28 protein-coding genes are annotated in these 16656 nt (G+C 68.0%); 4 read left to right on the top strand and 24 right to left on the bottom strand.

From position 1 onward, the window contains the following. Positions 1 to 105: 105 nt before the first annotated feature. The 22 genes from rplO to ACIQ7Q_RS00875 form a co-directional block, all read right to left on the bottom strand. A complete protein-coding gene (gene rplO / locus ACIQ7Q_RS00980) occupies positions 106 to 561 on the bottom strand; it encodes a 50S ribosomal protein L15 (protein WP_403854891.1) in 456 nt (151 codons plus the stop codon). A 1-nt stretch (position 562) separates the two neighbouring features. Further along, entirely contained in the window at positions 563 to 745 is a 183-nt protein-coding gene (rpmD, locus tag ACIQ7Q_RS00975; protein ID WP_005313525.1) for a 50S ribosomal protein L30, read from the bottom strand. Then, positions 745 to 1353, bottom strand: a complete 609-nt coding sequence (rpsE, locus tag ACIQ7Q_RS00970; RefSeq protein WP_010354225.1) for a 30S ribosomal protein S5 — start codon at positions 1351 to 1353, stop codon at positions 745 to 747. Before rpsE ends, rpmD begins: the two co-directional genes overlap by 1 nt. A 46-nt stretch (positions 1354 to 1399) precedes the next feature. Beyond that, complete coding sequence (gene rplR, locus ACIQ7Q_RS00965; protein WP_384709983.1) at positions 1400 to 1783, bottom strand: 50S ribosomal protein L18; 384 nt, start codon at positions 1781 to 1783, stop codon at positions 1400 to 1402. Positions 1784 to 1786: 3 nt separating this feature from the next. Next, a complete protein-coding gene (rplF, locus tag ACIQ7Q_RS00960) occupies positions 1787 to 2326 on the bottom strand; it encodes a 50S ribosomal protein L6 (protein ID WP_403854886.1) in 540 nt (179 codons plus the stop codon). 21 nt (positions 2327 to 2347) lie between these two features. Beyond that, positions 2348 to 2746 (bottom strand): 30S ribosomal protein S8, encoded by a 399-nt coding sequence (gene rpsH / locus ACIQ7Q_RS00955; protein WP_015035585.1) that lies wholly within the window; start codon positions 2744 to 2746, stop codon positions 2348 to 2350. 208 nt (positions 2747 to 2954) lie between these two features. Next, positions 2955 to 3140: a type Z 30S ribosomal protein S14 gene (locus ACIQ7Q_RS00950; RefSeq protein WP_003956452.1), complete on the bottom strand. Its 186-nt coding sequence runs from the start codon at positions 3138 to 3140 to the stop codon at positions 2955 to 2957. Positions 3141 to 3145: 5 nt separating this feature from the next. Next, entirely contained in the window at positions 3146 to 3703 is a 558-nt protein-coding gene (gene rplE, locus ACIQ7Q_RS00945; RefSeq protein WP_356631657.1) for a 50S ribosomal protein L5, read from the bottom strand. Further along, positions 3703 to 4026, bottom strand: coding sequence for a 50S ribosomal protein L24 (gene rplX, locus ACIQ7Q_RS00940; RefSeq protein WP_142214201.1), 324 nt, complete (start codon positions 4024 to 4026; stop codon positions 3703 to 3705). The genes rplE and rplX overlap by 1 nt, the downstream gene beginning before the upstream one ends. Positions 4027 to 4028: 2 nt before the next feature. Continuing rightward, positions 4029 to 4397 carry a 50S ribosomal protein L14 gene (gene rplN / locus ACIQ7Q_RS00935; RefSeq protein WP_003956455.1) on the bottom strand — a complete coding sequence of 123 codons (369 nt, stop codon included), beginning with the start codon at positions 4395 to 4397 and terminating at the stop codon, positions 4029 to 4031. Between the two features lie 106 nt (positions 4398 to 4503). Beyond that, entirely contained in the window at positions 4504 to 4788 is a 285-nt protein-coding gene (gene rpsQ / locus ACIQ7Q_RS00930) for a 30S ribosomal protein S17 (RefSeq protein ID WP_403854882.1), read from the bottom strand. Then, a complete protein-coding gene (gene rpmC / locus ACIQ7Q_RS00925; RefSeq protein WP_017949657.1) occupies positions 4788 to 5012 on the bottom strand; it encodes a 50S ribosomal protein L29 in 225 nt (74 codons plus the stop codon). The genes rpsQ and rpmC overlap by 1 nt, the downstream gene beginning before the upstream one ends. Continuing rightward, positions 5012 to 5431 (bottom strand): 50S ribosomal protein L16, encoded by a 420-nt coding sequence (gene rplP, locus ACIQ7Q_RS00920; RefSeq protein ID WP_005313579.1) that lies wholly within the window; start codon positions 5429 to 5431, stop codon positions 5012 to 5014. Before rplP ends, rpmC begins: the two co-directional genes overlap by 1 nt. Before the next feature lie 5 nt (positions 5432 to 5436). Then, complete coding sequence (gene rpsC / locus ACIQ7Q_RS00915; RefSeq protein WP_403854878.1) at positions 5437 to 6270, bottom strand: 30S ribosomal protein S3; 834 nt, start codon at positions 6268 to 6270, stop codon at positions 5437 to 5439. After that, complete coding sequence (gene rplV / locus ACIQ7Q_RS00910; RefSeq protein ID WP_004571827.1) at positions 6270 to 6617, bottom strand: 50S ribosomal protein L22; 348 nt, start codon at positions 6615 to 6617, stop codon at positions 6270 to 6272. The genes rpsC and rplV overlap by 1 nt, the downstream gene beginning before the upstream one ends. Positions 6618 to 6658: 41 nt before the next feature. Further along, entirely contained in the window at positions 6659 to 6940 is a 282-nt protein-coding gene (rpsS, locus tag ACIQ7Q_RS00905; protein ID WP_147987683.1) for a 30S ribosomal protein S19, read from the bottom strand. A 12-nt stretch (positions 6941 to 6952) separates the two neighbouring features. Next, positions 6953 to 7789, bottom strand: coding sequence for a 50S ribosomal protein L2 (gene rplB, locus ACIQ7Q_RS00900; protein ID WP_142214206.1), 837 nt, complete (start codon positions 7787 to 7789; stop codon positions 6953 to 6955). Between the two features lie 50 nt (positions 7790 to 7839). Further along, positions 7840 to 8163 (bottom strand): 50S ribosomal protein L23, encoded by a 324-nt coding sequence (gene rplW, locus ACIQ7Q_RS00895; RefSeq protein WP_403854874.1) that lies wholly within the window; start codon positions 8161 to 8163, stop codon positions 7840 to 7842. After that, positions 8163 to 8813, bottom strand: coding sequence for a 50S ribosomal protein L4 (gene rplD / locus ACIQ7Q_RS00890; protein ID WP_356631663.1), 651 nt, complete (start codon positions 8811 to 8813; stop codon positions 8163 to 8165). The genes rplW and rplD overlap by 1 nt, the downstream gene beginning before the upstream one ends. A gap of 5 nt (positions 8814 to 8818) precedes the next feature. Then, a complete protein-coding gene (gene rplC, locus ACIQ7Q_RS00885) occupies positions 8819 to 9463 on the bottom strand; it encodes a 50S ribosomal protein L3 (RefSeq protein ID WP_005313592.1) in 645 nt (214 codons plus the stop codon). 14 nt (positions 9464 to 9477) lie between these two features. Further along, positions 9478 to 9786, bottom strand: coding sequence for a 30S ribosomal protein S10 (gene rpsJ / locus ACIQ7Q_RS00880; protein WP_003948644.1), 309 nt, complete (start codon positions 9784 to 9786; stop codon positions 9478 to 9480). 502 nt (positions 9787 to 10288) lie between these two features. Further along, positions 10289 to 11044 carry a helix-turn-helix domain-containing protein gene (locus ACIQ7Q_RS00875; RefSeq protein WP_403854869.1) on the bottom strand — a complete coding sequence of 252 codons (756 nt, stop codon included), beginning with the start codon at positions 11042 to 11044 and terminating at the stop codon, positions 10289 to 10291. A 245-nt stretch (positions 11045 to 11289) separates the two neighbouring features. On the opposite strand from ACIQ7Q_RS00875, the gene ACIQ7Q_RS00870 reads away from it, so the two are divergent. Genes ACIQ7Q_RS00870 through ACIQ7Q_RS00860 form a run of 3 tightly spaced genes read left to right on the top strand, consistent with a single transcriptional unit; the run spans position 11290 to position 13754 of the window. Beyond that, positions 11290 to 11961, top strand: coding sequence for a DUF4097 family beta strand repeat-containing protein (locus ACIQ7Q_RS00870; protein ID WP_403854866.1), 672 nt, complete (start codon positions 11290 to 11292; stop codon positions 11959 to 11961). 12 nt (positions 11962 to 11973) lie between these two features. Continuing rightward, on the top strand, positions 11974 to 12969 hold the full coding sequence (locus ACIQ7Q_RS00865) for an ATP-binding cassette domain-containing protein (protein ID WP_403854863.1): 996 nt from the start codon (positions 11974 to 11976) through the stop codon (positions 12967 to 12969). Further along, positions 12966 to 13754: an ABC transporter permease gene (locus ACIQ7Q_RS00860; protein WP_403854860.1), complete on the top strand. Its 789-nt coding sequence runs from the start codon at positions 12966 to 12968 to the stop codon at positions 13752 to 13754. Before ACIQ7Q_RS00865 ends, ACIQ7Q_RS00860 begins: the two co-directional genes overlap by 4 nt. On the opposite strand, the gene ACIQ7Q_RS00855 is transcribed toward ACIQ7Q_RS00860, so the two are convergent. Further along, complete coding sequence (locus ACIQ7Q_RS00855) at positions 13735 to 13938, bottom strand: hypothetical protein (RefSeq protein ID WP_403854857.1); 204 nt, start codon at positions 13936 to 13938, stop codon at positions 13735 to 13737. The genes ACIQ7Q_RS00860 and ACIQ7Q_RS00855 overlap by 20 nt on opposite strands. 132 nt (positions 13939 to 14070) lie before the next feature. Beyond that, entirely contained in the window at positions 14071 to 14790 is a 720-nt protein-coding gene (locus ACIQ7Q_RS00850; protein WP_403854854.1) for a YoaK family protein, read from the bottom strand. A gap of 205 nt (positions 14791 to 14995) precedes the next feature. Here ACIQ7Q_RS00850 and ACIQ7Q_RS00845 point away from each other — a divergent pair, with 205 nt between their 5' ends. Beyond that, positions 14996 to 16654, top strand: a complete 1659-nt coding sequence (locus tag ACIQ7Q_RS00845; RefSeq protein ID WP_403854851.1) for an RNA ligase family protein — start codon at positions 14996 to 14998, stop codon at positions 16652 to 16654. Positions 16655 to 16656 lie beyond the last annotated feature (2 nt).

Genomic DNA, 16656 nt, shown 5'->3' with positions numbered 1-16656 from the left:
AACTCACGACACCTTACCGGCGACGGTGCCCGCCTAGGAACGACCAACCGGGGATGCCCCGTTTAGGAGGCATCCCCGGTCGGATGTTCAGGCCATCGAGACGTCTCAGACGAGCTCGGTGACGGTGCCGCCGGCAGCGGCAATCTTCTCCTTGGCGGAGCCGGAGACGGCGTCGACCGTCACCTGCAGCGCCACGGAGATCTCGCCCTGGCCCAGGACCTTGACGAGGCTGTTCTTGCGCACGGCACCCTTGTCGACCAGGTCGGCGACGGTGACCTCGCCACCCTGCGGGTACAGGGCCGCGAGCTTGTCCAGGTTCACGACCTGGTACTCGGTGCGGAACGGGTTCTTGAAGCCCTTGAGCTTCGGGAGACGCATGTGGAGGGGCATCTGCCCACCCTCGAAGCGCTCCGGAACCTGGTAACGGGCCTTGGTGCCCTTGGTACCACGACCGGCCGTCTTACCCTTCGACGCCTCACCACGACCGACACGGGTCTTCGCGGTCTTGGCGCCGGGGGCGGGACGGAGGTTGTGGACCTTCAGCGGCTTCTGCTCCGCCATGTCAGTCGACCTCCTCGACCGTCACGAGGTGGCGGACGGTGTGCACCATTCCGCGGAACTCGGGGCGGTCCTCCTTGACAACCACGTCGTTCAGGCGCTTGAGCCCGAGCGAACGCAGGGTGTCACGGTGGTTCTGCTTGCTGCCGATGTACGACTTCGTCTGCGTGATCTTGAGGCGGGCCATTACGCAGCACCCGCTCCCGCACGCGCACGCAGCAGAGCCGCGGGGGCGACGTCCTCGAGCGGCAGACCACGGCGAGCCGCGATCTCCTCGGGACGCTGCAGACCCTTCAGGGCCTCCACGGTCGCGTGCACGATGTTGATCGCGTTGGACGAGCCGAGCGACTTCGACAGGATGTCGTGCACGCCCGCGCACTCGAGCACCGCACGCACCGGGCCACCGGCGATAACACCGGTACCGGGGGAAGCCGGCTTGAGCAGGACGACGCCTGCAGCCTTCTCGCCCGTGATCGGGTGCGGGATGGTGCCCTGGATACGGGGGACCTTGAAGAAGTGCTTCTTGGCCTCCTCAACACCCTTGGCGATGGCGGCCGGCACCTCCTTGGCCTTGCCGTAGCCGACGCCTACCGTGCCGTCACCGTCGCCCACCACGACCAGCGCGGTGAAGCTGAAACGACGACCACCCTTGACAACCTTGGCGACGCGGTTGATCGCGACAACGCGCTCAACGTACGCGGTCTTCTCGGCGGCAGCTGCGCCACCGTCGCGACCCTTCCGGTCCCGCCGCTCGCCGCCACCGGCACCGCTTCCGCGGCGCTGGGGTCCAGCCATTGGATTTACCTCTCTCTGTTACGTCCGTTAGTCCCGGAACCGGGGCTCAGAACTTCAGCCCGGCTTCGCGGGCGGCGTCAGCCAGAGCGGCAATGCGCCCGGCGTACCTGTTGCCACCACGGTCGAACACGACGGCCTCGACGCCGGCGGCCTTGGCGCGCTCGGCGACCAGGGCACCGACCTGCTTGGCCTGGGCGCTCTTGTCGCCCTCGCCACCGCGGATCGAGGTGTCCAGGGTCGACGCAGAAGCGAGCGTGTGGCCCGCGATGTCGTCGATGACCTGCGCAACGATGTTGCGGTTGGAACGCGTCACGACCAGGCGCGGACGCTCCGGCGTACCGGAGACGTTCTTGCGGACGCGGATGTGGCGGCGCTTGATGGCGGCGCGCTTGTACGCGTCACCCTTGGCGATCTTCACACCGTATGCCATGGCTTACTTACCCGCCTTTCCGACCTTGCGGCGGATGACCTCGCCCGCGTACTTGACGCCCTTGGCCTTGTACGGGTCGGGCTTGCGCAGCTTGCGGATGTTCGCGGCGACCTCGCCGACCTTCTGCTTGTCGATGCCCTCGACCGAGAACTTGGTCGGCGACTCGACCTTGAAGGAGATGCCCTCGGGCGCCTCCACCAGGATCGGGTGGCTGTAGCCGAGCTGGAACTCCAGGTTGGAGCCCTTCGCGGCAACGCGGTAACCGACACCGCTGATCTCGAGCGCCTTGGTGTATCCCAGGGTCACACCGGTGATCATGTTCGCCACCAGCGTGCGGGACAGGCCGTGCAGGGCCTTGTTCTGACGCTCGTCGTTGGGACGGGTGACGTTGAGCACGCCCTCCTCGCCCTTAACAATCTCGATCGGCGCGGCAACGGTGTGCGTGAGGGAGCCCTTGGGACCCTTCACCGCGACCGTACGGCCATCGATGGTGACGTCCACACCGGCGGGAACCTGGATAGGCAGCTTGCCAATACGCGACATTAGCTATTCCTCCGTTCCCGACTACCAGACGTAGGCGAGGACTTCCCCACCTACGCCCTTCTTGCCTGCCTGCTGACCGGTCAGGAGACCGTGCGACGTGGAGATGATCGCCACGCCGAGGCCGCCGAGGACCTTGGGCAGGTTGGTGGACTTCGCGTAGACCCGGAGACCGGGCTTCGAGATCCGCTTGATGCCCGCGATGGAGCGCTCACGGTTCGGACCGAACTTCAGCTCGAGAACGAGGTTCTTGCCGACCTCGGCGTCCTCGACCTTCCAGCCGGTGATGAAGCCCTCCTGCTGGAGGATCTCCGCGATGTGGGACTTGATCTTGCTGTGCGGCATGGTCACGGAGTCGTGGTACGCCGAGTTCGCGTTACGCAGACGCGTGAGCATGTCTGCGATGGGATCAGTCATGGTCATGAATTGGCCTTCGGCCTCTCTCGCCGGGGTTTCCTGTATGCGCCATCCCTCTCCCCACACAGGGGCGGGACGGGTGCGGCGCGGGGACCTACGGCGTAGTAAGTCGTACGGGCGGCAGACGCCCAACCCTCCTAGCCTAAGCCATGGAGAGAAGGGCCCCTGCCAACCCTCTGCTTACCGAGAGACTCCGGTCATCCCAAGTGAGGGATTACCAGGAGCTCTTGGTCACGCCCGGCAGCTCGCCACGGTGAGCCATCTCACGAAGGCACACGCGGCACAGGCCGAACTTGCGGTACACGGAGTGCGGACGGCCGCAGCGCTGGCAGCGGGTGTACGCACGCACACCGAACTTGGGCTTACGAGCAGCCTTGGCAATGAGAGCCTTCTTCGCCATCTCGCTTACGCCTCCTTGAACGGGAAGCCGAGGTGACGCAGAAGGGCACGGCCCTCGTCGTCGTTGGTCGCCGTGGTGACCACGGTGATGTCCATACCCCGGACGCGGTCGATCTTGTCCTGGTCGATCTCGTGGAACATGACCTGCTCCGTGAGACCGAAGGTGTAGTTGCCACGGCCGTCGAACTGCTTGGGGGACAGACCACGGAAGTCGCGGATGCGCGGAAGCGCGAGCGACAGGGTGCGGTCCAGGAACTCCCACATGCGGTCGCCACGAAGCGTGACGTGGGCACCGATCGGCTGGCCCTCACGCAGCTTGAACTGCGCGATGGACTTACGGGCCTTGGTGACGGCCGGCTTCTGGCCGGTGATCGTGGTGAGGTCCTTGATGGCACCGTCGATCAGCTTGGAGTCGCGGGCGGCGTCGCCCACACCCATGTTGACCACGATCTTGACGAGGCCGGGAACCTGCATGACGTTCTCGTAGGAGAACTCCTCACGCAGCTTGCCCGCGATCTCCTCGCGGTACTTCGTCTTGAGACGCGGAGTGGTGGTGGTAGCCATCAGATGTCCTCACCCGTCCGCTTGGCAACGCGGATCTTGTTGCCCTCGTCGTCGAAGCGGTAACCGACGCGCGTGACGACCTTGTTGCCGTCCTTCTCCACGACGAGCTGAACATTGCTCACGTGAACAGGGGCCTCGGTCGTGACGATGCCGCCGGTCTGCGAACCGCGAGCGGTCTGTCCGGCCTTGGTGTGCTTCTTGACCCGGTTGACACCCTCGACCAGGACGCGGTCCTCGCGGGGGAAGGCCGCGATGACCTTGCCCTGCTTGCCCTTGTCCTTGCCGGTGATGACCTGAACCAGGTCGCCCTTCTTGATCTTCATGCTTACAGCACCTCCGGCGCGAGCGAGATGATCTTCATGAACTTCTTCTCGCGCAGCTCACGGCCCACCGGGCCGAAGATACGGGTGCCGCGGGGGTCGCCGTCGTTCTTGAGAATGACAGCGGCGTTCTCGTCGAAGCGGATGTACGAGCCGTCCTGGCGGCGGCGCTCCTTGACGGTGCGAACGATGACCGCCTTGACGACGTCACCCTTCTTCACGTTGCCACCGGGGATCGCATCCTTGACGGTGGCGACGATGACGTCACCGATGCCCGCGTAGCGGCGACCGGAGCCACCGAGAACACGGATGCAAAGGATCTCCTTGGCACCAGTGTTGTCGGCGACACGCAGTCGCGACTCCTGCTGGATCACGTCTATCTCCTGATTGTCTGCCGGTTCCCGGCGGGGGCTCTCCTCCTAGGAGGTGAAGCCCCCACCGAGCCTGGCGGAACGAACTCGAGGGAAACCCCTCAAGTAATTACTTGGCCTTCTCGAGGATCTCGACGATGCGCCAGCGCTTGGTCGCCGACAGCGGACGCGTCTCCATGATGAGGACGCGGTCGCCGATGCCGGCAGCGTTCTGCTCGTCGTGCGCCTTGAGCTTGTTCGTACGGCGGATGACCTTGCCGTACAGCGCGTGCTTCACACGGTCCTCGACGGCGACGACGACGGTCTTGTCCATCTTGTCGCTGACGACGAGACCCTCACGGGTCTTGCGGAATCCGCGCGCTTCCTTGTTCTCAGTCACGTTGCTCTCGCTCATCAGGCGCTCTCCACCGTCTCGATGCCCAGCTCGCGCTCACGCATCAGGGTGTAGATCCGGGCGATGTCCTTGCGGACGGCCTTCAGCCGGCCGTGGTTCTCGAGCTGGCCCGTCGCCGCCTGGAAGCGGAGGTTGAACAGCTCTTCCTTGGCCTCGCGGAGCTTGGCAACAAGCTCCTCGTTGCCCAGCTCGCGCAGCTCGGACGCCTTGGTACCGGCCGACATCACGCTTCACCTGCCTCGCGCTTGACGATCCGGCACTTCATCGGCAGCTTGTGGGCCGCGCGAGTCAGAGCCTCACGTGCGATCTTCTCGTTCGGGTAGGACAGCTCGAACATGACCCGGCCCGGGTGCACGTTCGCGACCCACCACTCCGGGGAACCCTTACCGGAACCCATGCGGGTCTCGGCGGGCTTCTTCGTCAGCGGGCGGTCCGGGTAGATGTTGATCCAGACCTTGCCGCCACGCTTGATGTGGCGGGTCATCGCGATACGAGCCGCCTCGATCTGGCGGTTGGTCACGTACGCCGGAGTCATGGCCTGGATGCCGTACTCGCCGAACGCAACCGTCGTACCACCCTTGGCCATACCGCGGCGCTTGGGGTGGTGCTGCTTGCGGTGCTTGACCCTACGGGGGATCAGCATGTCGGTCAGGCCTCCGTTCCGGTGCTCTCAGCAGCCGGAGCGGCGGCGGGAGCCTCGGCCTTGGGGGCCTCGGCAGCCGGAGCCTGCTGCGGCTTGCGACCGCGACCGCCACGCTCGCCACCACGGCCACCGCGACCGGCCGGGCGGTCAGCGCCACCACGGGCCGGGCGGTTGCCCGCACGGGCAGCAGCGTTCTCGGCGCGGACCTCGGCGATGTTCTTGACGTCGCCCTTGTAGATCCAGACCTTCACGCCGATGCGGCCGAAGGTCGTCTTGGCCTCGAAGAAGCCGTACTCGACGTTCGCGCGCAGCGTGTGCAGCGGCACACGACCCTCGCGGTAGAACTCCGAGCGCGACATCTCCGCACCGCCGAGGCGGCCGCCACACTGGATCTTGATGCCCTTGGCCCCGGCCTTCATCGCCGACTGCATGCTCTTACGCATGGCGCGGCGGAAGGAGACGCGGGAGGACAGCTGCTCGGCAACGGCCTGCGCGACCAGCTGAGCGTCGACCTCGGGGTTCTTGACCTCGAGGATGTTCAGCTGAACCTGCTTGCCCGTGAGCTTCTCGAGGTCGCCGCGGATGCGGTCGGCCTCGGCGCCACGGCGGCCGATGACGATGCCGGGACGCGCGGTGTGGATGTCCACCCGCACGCGGTCACGGGTGCGCTCGATCTCAACCTTCGAGATGCCGGCGCGCTCCATGCCGGACGTCATCATCCGACGGATGGCGACGTCTTCCTTGACGTAGTCCTTGTACAGCTTGTCGGCGTACCAGCGGGACTTGAAGTCCGTGGTGATACCGAGCCGGAACCCGTGCGGGTTTACCTTCTGGCCCATTACCGGGTTCCTTCCTTGCTGCTGACGACCACGGTGATGTGGCTGGTCCGCTTACGGATCCGGTAGGCACGGCCCTGAGCACGCGGACGGAACCGCTTCAGGGTCGGGCCCTCATCGACGTACGCCTCGCTGATGACCAGCGAAGAGGCGTCGGTGTGGTCGTAGTTGTGTGCAGCGTTGGCAATGGCGCTGTCCAGCACCTTGCCAACCGGCACGCTCGCGGCCTGCGGGGCGAAACGCAGGACCGCCTGAGCCTCCGTGGCATCCATGCCACGGATGAGGTCCACCACGCGGCGGGCCTTCATGGGCGTGACGCGGATGTACCGCGCCTGGGCCCTGGCTTCCATGGTTGTCCCTTCGGTGTAAGTCATAGTCGTTCCACCCCGCGTTAGCGGCGCTTCGACTTCCGGTCGTCCTTGACGTGGCCGCGGAAGGTGCGAGTCGGCGAGAACTCGCCGAGCTTGTGGCCGACCATGGACTCGGTGACGAACACCGGGACATGGATCTTGCCGTTGTGCACCGCGATCGTGTGGCCGAGCATGGCCGGGATGATCATCGAGCGACGGGACCAGGTCTTGATGACGTTCTTGGTGCCGGCTTCGTTCTGGGCGTCCACCTTCTTGATCAGGTGGTCGTCGACGAAGGGCCCCTTCTTGAGACTGCGCGGCATCTAAACCCGCTCCTAGCGCTTCTTGTTCGTCTTGCGGCGGCGGACGATGTACTTGTTCGAAGCCTTCTTCGGCGAACGAGTACGACCCTCCTTCTGACCCCACGGGGAGACCGGGTGGCGACCACCGGAGGTCTTGCCCTCACCACCACCGTGCGGGTGGTCAACCGGGTTCATCGCGACACCGCGGACGGTCGGGCGAACGCCCTTCCAGCGCAGACGGCCGGCCTTGCCCCAGTTGATGTTCGACTGCTCGGCGTTGCCGACCTCACCGATGGTGGCGCGGCAGCGGACGTCGACCAGGCGGATTTCGCCGGACGGCATACGCAGGTGGGCCATCTGGCCCTCCTTCGCCAGCAGCTGCACGGAGGCACCCGCGGAACGGGCGAACTTCGCACCGCCGCCGGGCCGCAGCTCAATGGCGTGGATGGTCGTACCGACCGGGATGTTGCGCAGCGCCAGGTTGTTACCGGGCTTGATGTCGGCGGCCGGGCCGTTCTCGACACGGTCGCCCTGGCTCAGGCCACGCGGCGCGATGATGTAGCGCTTCTCGCCGTCTGCGTAGTGCAGGAGCGCGATGCGCGCGGTGCGGTTCGGGTCGTACTCGATGTGAGCGACCTTGGCCGGCACGCCGTCCTTGTCGTGACGACGGAAGTCGATCACGCGGTAGGCGCGCTTGTGGCCACCGCCCTGGTGACGGACGGTCACACGACCGGTGTTGTTACGGCCGCCCTTGCTGTGCAGGGGGCGGACCAGCGACTTCTCCGGCGTGGACCGCGTGATCTCGACAAAGTCGGCGACGCTGGAGCCACGACGGCCCGGGGTCGTCGGCTTGTACTTGCGGATACCCATGTTCTCTCAGTCCTCGGAAGAATTCCGGATCCTGGACGTCTCGACCTCCGTCAGGAGGTCGGGCCGCCGAAGATGTCGATACGGTCGCCCTCGGCAAGGGTCACGATGGCGCGCTTGGTGTTGGCGCGCTTGCCGAAACCGGTGCGGGTGCGCTTGCGCTTGCCCTGGCGGTTGATCGTGTTGACCCCGGTGACCTTGACCGAGAAGACCGCCTCGACGGCCTGCTTGATCTGGGTCTTGTTGGAGCCGGGCGCGACGATGAACGTGTACTTGTTCTCGTCGAGCAGGGCGTAGCTCTTCTCGGAGACAACCGGCTTGACGAGAATGTCGCGCGGGTCCGTGAAGGTCTTGCTGGTTACGGTCGCCTCGGACATCAGGCGTCGCTCCCTTCGGTCTCAGCGGCCTTGGGGCCAGACACGAAGGACTCGAAGGCGGCCTTGGTGAAGACCACGTCGTCGGAGACGAGCACGTCGTACGTGTTCAGCTGGCCCGGCTCCAGGATGTGCACCTGGGGCAGGTTGCGGGCGGAGAGCCACGCGGCCTCGTCGGCGCGGTCGACGACCAGGAGCAGGTTCTTGCGCTCACTGATCTTGCCGAACAGCGTCTTCGCGGCCTTGGTGGAGACCTCGCCCTCGACCACGCCGGAGACGACGTGGATGCGGGAGTGACGGGCCCGGTCGGTGAGGGCACCGCGCAGGGCGGCGGCCTTCATCTTCTTCGGGGTCCGCTGCGAGTAGTCACGCGGCACGGGGCCGTGGACGACGCCACCGCCGGCGAACTGAGGCGCACGGGTCGAACCCTGACGGGCGCGGCCGGTGCCCTTCTGGCGGTAAGGCTTCTTGCCACCACCGCGGACCTCGCCACGCGTCTTGACCTTGTGCGTGCCCTGACGGGCCGCGGCCAGCTGCGCGACGACGACCTGGTGGATCAGCGGGATGCTGACCTTGGCGTCGAAGATCTCGGCCGGGAGCTCAACGGTCCCGGACTTGTCGCCTGCGGGCGACAGAATGTCAATGGTGCTCATAGTCCTCAGGCCCCCTTGGCCGCAGTGCGGACCAGGACCAGGCCGCCGTTCGGACCAGGAACCGCGCCCTTGATCAGGAGCAGGCCCTTCTCCGCGTCAACGGCGTGAACGGTCAGGTTCTGGGTGGTGACCCGCTCGTTGCCCATGCGGCCCGCCATGCGGAGGCCCTTGAACACACGGCCCGGGGTGGCACAGCCACCGATGGAGCCGGGAGAGCGGTGCTTGCGCTGGGTGCCGTGACCGGCGCCGAGGCCCTTGAAGTTGTGACGCTTCATGACACCGGCGAAGCCCTTGCCCTTGCTCTTGCCCGTGACGTCGACCTTGACGCCGGACTCGAACACCTCGGCAGTGATCTCCTGGCCCAGCGTGTACTCGCTGGCGTCAGGCGTGCGGAGCTCCACCAGGTGGCGGCGGGGGGTCACGTCGGCCTTGGCGAAGTGGCCCTTGAGGGGCTTGTTCACCTTGCGAGGGTCGATCTCGCCGAAGGCGATCTGGACCGACTCGTAGCCGTCGATGTCGTTCGTACGGACCTGGGTAACGACACAGGGCCCGGCCTTGACGACGGTCACCGGGACGACACGGTTGTTCTCGTCCCAGACCTGGGTCATGCCGAGCTTCTCGCCCAGGACGCCCTTGATCTGCTTTGCCATCTCTTCCGCGCCTCTCAGAGCTTGATCTCGATGTCAACGCCGGCCGGAAGGTCCAGGCGCATCAGCGAGTCAACGGTCTTGGGCGTCGGGTCGAGGATGTCGATCAGGCGCTTGTGCGTGCGCATCTCGAAGTGCTCGCGCGAGTCCTTGTACTTGTGCGGCGACTTGATGACGCAGTACACGTTCTTCTCAGTGGGCAGCGGCACCGGGCCTGCGACCGACGCACCAGTGCGGGTCACCGTCTCGACGATCTTCTTCGCCGAGGAGTCGATGACCTCGTGGTCGTAGGCCTTGAGCCGGATGCGGATCTTCTGTCCCGCCATGGCTACTCAGTAGTCCTTTGTCTAGTGAAACGCTCTGGTACTCGGTGGGTCTTGCTCTCTTCTCCGACCCACGCGGTCGGGCGTGTCGCAGTCCCTCTACGAAGATCTCCCGAAGGATTTCCCAACCAAGGGGTGCGGGCCCGATGACCGCGGAACGGGGGAAGAGCTCCCGCCGAGTGCCTGGCCGGTACCCCGCTGACACTTCCCGGAAGATTCCCGTACGTCCGACCCGCGTGGGGTCGACGAGTACTGTGGGACTCGCTTCCGGTCCTCCCGGCGGGAGGCGCGCAGCATCGGCACTCAACCGAGCAACCCGGACAGTCTGCCACACGCTCCCGCGCCCTGGCCAATCGAGCCGAAGACATTACCCCGAGGGGGTTGCGTGTCAAACACGGGACGCGGAAGCCTGACCCGCTGACAACCCGGCGGGTTCGGGGCCCAGCCGGACCGCGCCCGCGCGCCAGGTGGCGGAGGCGTCCACTCCGCCGGCCGGCGAAACTGTCTACTCGCGATCCGGACTCGGCTCGGCAGCGCCACCCGACGTCGGTTCGGCTTTGGTGTGGAGGACCTCGCGGGCCTGTTCCGAGGCGCGGGTCATGCTCTCGGAGACGAAGTCGAGAAAGCGGGCGATGTTCTCGAGGCGGGCGGCGGCCGGCGTGTCGGGGCCGAGGATCCCGACACCCTGCCGTGCGGTCTCGATGATCCGGGCGTTGGCCTGGGCACTGGCGATCATCGCCTGGTACCAGATGTCGTCGTCGACGACGTAGCGCTCGCGACGGCGTTCGTCGCGTTCCCGGCGGACGAGGCCCTGGCTCTCGAGGAACGCGATCGCCTTGGAGATGGACGCCGGGCTGACCTGGAGACGCTGGACGAGTTCGGACGCGGTGAGGCTGCCCGCGTCGGTGATGTAGAGGCAGGCCATCACCCGGGACATCATCTTGGGCGTACCCGCCTGCATGAGGACCGTCGAGAACATCTCCTCGTACTCGCGCACGGCCTCGGCGTCGCGCCCGTGGGCCTGCGGGGGCGCCTCCGCCCCTCGGGGCGCGGCCCGGCTGCGCCGGCGGGCGCGCTGTTCGGTGGCGCGGTGGGCGAGGTCCGCCCGGTAGGCGGTGGGGCCACCGTTGCGCATCACCTCGCGCGTGATCGTCGAGGTGGGACGGTCGAGGCCTCTGGCGATCTCCGCGTAGGCGAGGCCGTCGGCCAGTCCCAGCGCGATCTGCTGACGTTCCTGCTGGGTGAGTCTGCCTCCCGGCATCGCGGTCTCCTTCTTGGGGCGTGAGTGCCTCCACCATAGCGTTCACGCCCAATCCATTGCAACGAACGAGCCCAGGGACGTTGCGTTAGCTTCGAAGCCATTGCAACAGTTCTCCGCGCTTGAACTGCACTTATGGCCTGACAACGCAACTACCCTGTTGCCGGACTCGTGAATGCAACGTAGCGTTTCCATCATCAGAAACGGCGGGCCGACGGAGTGCCACGCCGCTGGAGAAGGAGAACGCAATGCAGAAGTTCGACACCCCCGCCCCGGTCTCCGCCGTTCTCGACATCCCCGCGGGACGCATCCGGTTCATCGCCGCCGACCGGGCCGACACCACGGTCGAGATCCTGCCCGCGGACGCCTCGAAGGGCCGCGACGTGAAGGCGGCGGAGCAGATCACGGTCGAGTACCACGAAGGCGTCCTGCGGATCGAGGCTCCACCGGCGAAGAACCGGATCCTCGGCAGCTCCGGATCCACCGAGGTGACCATCCAGCTGCCCGCCGGCTCGCGCGTCGAGGCGAAGGCGGCCGCCGGCGAGCTCCGGGGCGTCGGACGGCTCGGCGACATCGCCTTCGAGGGGGCGCAGGGCTCGGTCAAGCTCGACGAGGCCGCGAGCGCCCGCCTCACCCTCCTCGCCGGCGACGTCTCGGTCGGCCGCCTGGGCGGCCCCGCCGAGATCAGCACCCAGAAGGGCGACATCCGCATCGCCGAGGCCGTGCGCGGCACGGTCGTGCTGCACACCGAGGCCGGCGAGCTGTCGGTCGGCGCCGCCCGCGGGGTCTCCGCCTCCCTGGACGCCGGCACCGCCTACGGCCGGATCCACAACACGCTCAGGAACACCGACGGCGCCGCCGCCGACCTGAACATCCACGCGACCACCGCCTACGGCGACATCGTCGCCCGCAGCCTCTGAGGAGCACCCACCATGACCAACTTGGCCATCGCGGCGAACGGGCTGCGCAAGTCCTACGGCGACAAGGTCGTGCTCGACGGCATCGACCTGGCGGTGCCGGCCGGCACCATCTTCTCCCTGCTCGGCCCGAACGGCGCCGGCAAGACCACCGCCGTCAAGATCCTCTCCACCTTCATCTCCGCCGACGCCGGCGAGTTGCACGTCGGCGGCCACGATCTGGCCGCAGACCCGCAGGCCGTGCGGGCCGCGATCGGCGTCACCGGGCAGTTCTCCGCCGTCGACGGCCTGATCAGCGGCGAGGAGAACATGCTCCTCATGGCGGACCTGCACCACCTGTCCAAGCGCGAGGGACGGCGGGTCGCCGCCGAGCTGCTGGAGCGCTTCGACCTGGTCGAGGCCGCGAAGAAGCCCGCAGCCAGCTACTCCGGCGGCATGAAGCGCCGCCTCGACATCGCCATGACGCTCGTCGGCAACCCGCGGATCATCTTCCTCGACGAGCCGACCACCGGCCTCGACCCGCGAAGCCGCCACAACATGTGGGGGATCATCCGCGAGCTGGTCTCCGGCGGAGTCACCGTCTTCCTCACCACCCAGTATCTGGAGGAGGCCGACGAACTCGCCGACCGCATCGCGGTACTGAGCAACGGCAAGATCGCCGCCGAGGGGAGCGCCGACGAGCTGAAGCGGCTCATCCCGGGCGGGCACGTGCGGCTGCGGTTCTCCGACCCGTCCGCGTACCAGTCCGCCGCCGCCGCCCTCCGCGAGGTCTTCCTGTCCCACAGCGCCTTGCGCAGGGGAGCTGCCCCCGTCGACGAAGCGCTGTCGCTGCAGATCCCCAGCGACGGCAGCCAGCGCGAGCTGCGCTCCATCCTCGACTGGCTGGACTCGGCCGACATCGAGGCGGACGAGCTGACCGTGCACACCCCCGACCTCGACGACGTGTTCTTCGCCCTGACCGCCGGCAATGTGCCGGCTCAGCCCGACCAGCCCAAGGAGACAGTCCGATGAGCTCCCTCTCCCTCGCCGTGCGCGACTCCTCCACGATGCTCCGCCGCAACCTCCTGCACGCCCGGCGCTACCCGTCCCTCACGCTGAACCTGCTCCTCACCCCGGTGATGCTGCTGCTGCTCTTCGTCTACATCTTCGGCGAGGTGATGAGCGCCGGCATGGGCGACGGCGCCGACCGCTCCGAGTACATCGCCTACGTCGTCCCGGGCATCGCGCTGATGACCATCGGCAGCACCGTCATCGGGGCCGCGGTGTCCGTCGCCACCGACATGTCCGAGGGCATCATCGCCCGCTTCCGCACGATGGCGATCCACCGCGGTTCCGTGCTCATCGGGCACGTCGTCGGCAGCGTCCTGCAGTCGATCGCCAGCGTGCTCCTCGTCGGCGCCGTCGCCGTGGCCATCGGCTTCCGGTCCACGGACGCCACGGCCCTGGAGTGGCTGGCGGCGTTCGGGCTGCTCGCGCTCTTCGCCCTGGCGCTCACCTGGATCGCGGTCGGGATGGGCATGGCAAGCCCGAACGCCGAGGCGGCCAGCAACAGCGCCATGCCGCTGATCCTCCTGCCGCTGATCTCCAGCGCGTTCACCCCGATCGACGCGATGCCGGGCTGGTTCCAGCCGATCGCCGAGTACCAGCCGTTCACGCCGGCCATCGAGACCCTGCGCGGCCTGCTGCTCGGCACCGAGATCGGCCACAACGGATGGCTCGCGGTCGCCTGGTCCATCGCCCTGGCCGCGCTCGGCTACCGCTGGTCGACGGCATCGTTCAGGCGCGACCCGAAGTAACCGGCAGGAGCACGCGGGCCACCGCCCACAGCTCGTCCCGCCCGAGGGCGGCGCACTCCGACACCGCGTCGGCGTACGCCGCCCCGTCGGCGTCCTCGGCCATCCGCCTCACTCGCTCCGCGGACATCGCCGGCTGGAACTCCCTGGGTACGCCCAGCCGTTCGGCCGACGCGAGCAATCGCATTGCGGAAGGGGCGCCACCGGCCAGGGACGACAGGGCGAGCCCGTGCAGGACGATGCCGCAACTTCCGCCACGCAGTTGTCACTCCCCACGCGGCAGGCGATCAGCGCGGACCCGCCCCCCTCCCCCTCCCCCTCACCCCGGTACCGACGTCCGCTCCCGGGGCAGCGCCGACAGGGCCAGGCCCAGTGCGAGAACGAGCCCGGCCGGGACGGCCAGCACCACCGCCGGATGGACCGACCGATCCAGCAGCCACGCGCCGAACAAGGCGCCGGAGAACATGGCGAGGATCGACGAGAGCCGCCGCGACTCCTCCCCAGCGCCCGAGCCGACCCGACTGTCGGCCGCCAACGGGTGGAGCACGACGAGCAGCCCGGTCAGGGCTGTGGTGACCACCGTGGTGGAGATGCCCGGCTCCTTCACCCGCAGCGTCGTCACATTGCGCACACCCATGGCACAGGCCACCATGCTGATCGCCGCGAGGTGGCGCCCGTCCACCGGGCCGCCGGAGCGCTCGATGCCGATGCGCCAGACCACGAATGCCGACGCGCTCAGCAGGAGGCCCTCCCCCACCAGGGCGGCGGTGAACCAGCGCCGGCCCCGGCCGTCGATCGCCGACTCCGCCCGCGAGCCACCGACCGCCCCCACCGCGAAACCCGCCAGGGAAGCCGCTGTCGCGGTGATCGAGATGCCGGCGGTCCCGGCGACGGCGAACCCGAGCAGCAGCAGGCTGCCGGTCTGAACGGCCGCGAAGACCGGACCGAGGACGAGGAACGAGACCGCCTCGATCATCCCGGTCGTCACGGTGAGCAGAACCATGACGACCGTCAGCGCCCGCCCCGGTTTGGGTTTCATACCGGGACGGTACGGTCGCCGGACCGCCCCGACAGAACAGCGCCGGACCCGCCTCACCCCTGCGGGTGAATGCTTCCGCGGGAGGAGAGCAGACTGAATCTCGAGCGTTTCCGCGACAGACCCCCAGGCGCGTAAATGCTTCGAAGCACCTCCCCGCCGCCACCTACAGTGACGGCGGCAGCAGCAGACACGGGGGGCGGCCACCATGCGTACGCACTATCCACGGACCCGGCATCTGCCGTGGTCGCCCGGTGCGACCGCGGACGATGTCCGGGTCACCGACCTGGTCGGGCTGCGCGGTCGCGAAGTCGTCGTCACCGAGAAGCTCGACGGCGAGAACACCACCCTGTACCGCGACGGGCTGCACGCCCGTTCGCTCGACTCGGCGCATCATCCGTCGCGGACATGGGTGAAGGCCCTCCAGGGGCGGATCGGGCACCACATCCCCGAGAGCTGGCGGGTATGCGGGGAGAACATGTTCGCCCGGCATTCGATTCGGTACGACGGTCTGGACAGCTACTTCTACGGGTTCTCCGTGTGGGACGAGCTCGGCTGGTGCCTCGACTGGGACCGGACCGTCCAGTTTCTGCGCGACCTCGGGATTCCCGTGCCGCGGGTGCTGTGGCGCGGCGTGTTCGACGAACGGGCGCTGCGGCGACTGACGCTGGACCTCGGTCGGCAGGAGGGGTTCGTCGTACGGACCGTCGACGGCTTCATGGCCCAGGAGTTCGGGCGGCGGGTCGCCAAGTGGGTGCGGGCCGGGCATGTGCGGACCGATACGCACTGGATGCACGCGGCCGTCGTCGAGAACGGGCTCGGGCCGGCGGCGGCGCTGTGGGACGTGCGGTCCGGGGCCGCGGCCGACGTGAAGGCACTCGGCCGGGCCGTCGGTATCGCCGACTGGGACACCGAGGCCCTCGCCGGGCTGGACCTGGGCGGGCGGACCGGCGACGACCGGCTCGCCGGGGTCCTGGCCGCGATGCTGCACCGCCACCGCCGGGCCGCGCTCGCAGCGAAGCTCGCCTCCCCGCTCGGGATGCCGCTCGCGCGGCACGTCGCGGACCTCGTCGGACTGCATCCGGCGCTGCACCGGCCGTACCCGGACGAGAGCAGGCGGGCCGGTCTGGTGCGGCTGTCCCACGCCGTCGACCTCGGTGTGCTGCACGCCGTCGCCCGTGCGACGGCGTACACGCAAGAGGCGCGTGAGCAGGTGGCGTGGTCGTCGCTGCACGCCGAGGACATCGGCGGGCTGGACGACGCCGGGCTGCGGGACGCGTTCGCCGGTCTTGCGCCGGATGCCGCCGACCGCTGCCGCGCCGAAGCACGCGAGGCGTATGCCCAGGGGCGGATCCGCACTGTCGAGGAGGCCGTCGCCGCGACCTGGCGCTGGCGGTCCGGCGACTTCCCGCGTCTGATCCAGATGGTCGGCCCGTCGGGCAGCGGGAAAAGCACTTTCGCCCGCGGGATCGCCGGAGTGGATGCGTACGTCAGTCTCGACGACCTGCGCGAGGCCCGCGGCTCCCGGGCCGACCAGAAGGCCAACGGGGCCATCCTGCGCGCGGGCCTGGACCGGCTCGACGCGGCGCTCGACGCGGGCGGCACCGTGGTGTGGGACGCCACGTCCCTCAACCGGCAGCAGCGCTCGCTGGTGCACACGGTCGCTCAACGCCGCGACGCCCTGGTCACGCATGCCGTCGTCCTCGTCGACGAGGACGAGCTGACCGGGCGCAACGAGCGTCGCGAGCACCCCGTCCCGCCACAGGTGCTCACCACCCAGCTGCACCGCTTCGGCCCGCCGTACCCGGGGGAAGCCCACCGCACCTGGTACATCGGGATGAGCGGAACCGTCGAGGAAGAGGCCTGACC

The sequence above is a fragment of the Streptomyces sp. NPDC096176 genome, from assembly GCF_044763255.1.
Lineage (GTDB): Bacteria > Actinomycetota > Actinomycetes > Streptomycetales > Streptomycetaceae > Streptomyces.
The sequence above is the reverse complement of the archived record's forward strand: the minus strand, read 5'-3'. Positions and strand labels throughout refer to the sequence as shown.

Coding starts and splice junctions, on each gene's coding strand:
- rpmD (WP_005313525.1), bottom strand. CDS start 745: ATGGCCCGCCTCAAGATCACGCAGACGAAGTCGTACATCGGCAGCAAG.
- rplB (WP_142214206.1), bottom strand. CDS start 7,789: ATGGGTATCCGCAAGTACAAGCCGACGACCCCGGGCCGTCGTGGCTCC.
- rplO (WP_403854891.1), bottom strand. CDS start 561: ATGGCGGAGCAGAAGCCGCTGAAGGTCCACAACCTCCGTCCCGCCCCC.
- rpsE (WP_010354225.1), bottom strand. CDS start 1,353: ATGGCTGGACCCCAGCGCCGCGGAAGCGGTGCCGGTGGCGGCGAGCGG.
- rplV (WP_004571827.1), bottom strand. CDS start 6,617: ATGGAAGCCAGGGCCCAGGCGCGGTACATCCGCGTCACGCCCATGAAG.
- ACIQ7Q_RS00850 (WP_403854854.1), bottom strand. CDS start 14,790: ATGAAACCCAAACCGGGGCGGGCGCTGACGGTCGTCATGGTTCTGCTC.
- rplP (WP_005313579.1), bottom strand. CDS start 5,431: ATGCTGATCCCCCGTAGGGTCAAGCACCGCAAGCAGCACCACCCCAAG.
- rpsJ (WP_003948644.1), bottom strand. CDS start 9,786: ATGGCGGGACAGAAGATCCGCATCCGGCTCAAGGCCTACGACCACGAG.
- rpsS (WP_147987683.1), bottom strand. CDS start 6,940: ATGCCGCGCAGTCTCAAGAAGGGGCCCTTCGTCGACGACCACCTGATC.
- ACIQ7Q_RS00855 (WP_403854857.1), bottom strand. CDS start 13,938: ATGCGATTGCTCGCGTCGGCCGAACGGCTGGGCGTACCCAGGGAGTTC.
- ACIQ7Q_RS00950 (WP_003956452.1), bottom strand. CDS start 3,140: ATGGCGAAGAAGGCTCTCATTGCCAAGGCTGCTCGTAAGCCCAAGTTC.
- rplC (WP_005313592.1), bottom strand. CDS start 9,463: ATGGCAAAGCAGATCAAGGGCGTCCTGGGCGAGAAGCTCGGCATGACC.
- rplD (WP_356631663.1), bottom strand. CDS start 8,813: ATGAGCACCATTGACATTCTGTCGCCCGCAGGCGACAAGTCCGGGACC.
- rplF (WP_403854886.1), bottom strand. CDS start 2,326: ATGTCGCGTATTGGCAAGCTGCCTATCCAGGTTCCCGCCGGTGTGGAC.
- rpsH (WP_015035585.1), bottom strand. CDS start 2,746: ATGACCATGACTGATCCCATCGCAGACATGCTCACGCGTCTGCGTAAC.
- rplW (WP_403854874.1), bottom strand. CDS start 8,163: ATGTCCGAGGCGACCGTAACCAGCAAGACCTTCACGGACCCGCGCGAC.
- rpsQ (WP_403854882.1), bottom strand. CDS start 4,788: ATGAGCGAGAGCAACGTGACTGAGAACAAGGAAGCGCGCGGATTCCGC.
- rplX (WP_142214201.1), bottom strand. CDS start 4,026: ATGAAGATCAAGAAGGGCGACCTGGTTCAGGTCATCACCGGCAAGGAC.
- rplR (WP_384709983.1), bottom strand. CDS start 1,783: ATGGCATACGGTGTGAAGATCGCCAAGGGTGACGCGTACAAGCGCGCC.
- ACIQ7Q_RS00870 (WP_403854866.1), top strand. CDS start 11,290: ATGCAGAAGTTCGACACCCCCGCCCCGGTCTCCGCCGTTCTCGACATC.
- rpmC (WP_017949657.1), bottom strand. CDS start 5,012: ATGTCGGCCGGTACCAAGGCGTCCGAGCTGCGCGAGCTGGGCAACGAG.
- rplE (WP_356631657.1), bottom strand. CDS start 3,703: ATGGCTACCACCACCACTCCGCGTCTCAAGACGAAGTACCGCGAGGAG.
- ACIQ7Q_RS00875 (WP_403854869.1), bottom strand. CDS start 11,044: ATGCCGGGAGGCAGACTCACCCAGCAGGAACGTCAGCAGATCGCGCTG.
- rpsC (WP_403854878.1), bottom strand. CDS start 6,270: ATGGGCCAGAAGGTAAACCCGCACGGGTTCCGGCTCGGTATCACCACG.
- ACIQ7Q_RS00845 (WP_403854851.1), top strand. CDS start 14,996: ATGCGTACGCACTATCCACGGACCCGGCATCTGCCGTGGTCGCCCGGT.
- ACIQ7Q_RS00860 (WP_403854860.1), top strand. CDS start 12,966: ATGAGCTCCCTCTCCCTCGCCGTGCGCGACTCCTCCACGATGCTCCGC.
- ACIQ7Q_RS00865 (WP_403854863.1), top strand. CDS start 11,974: ATGACCAACTTGGCCATCGCGGCGAACGGGCTGCGCAAGTCCTACGGC.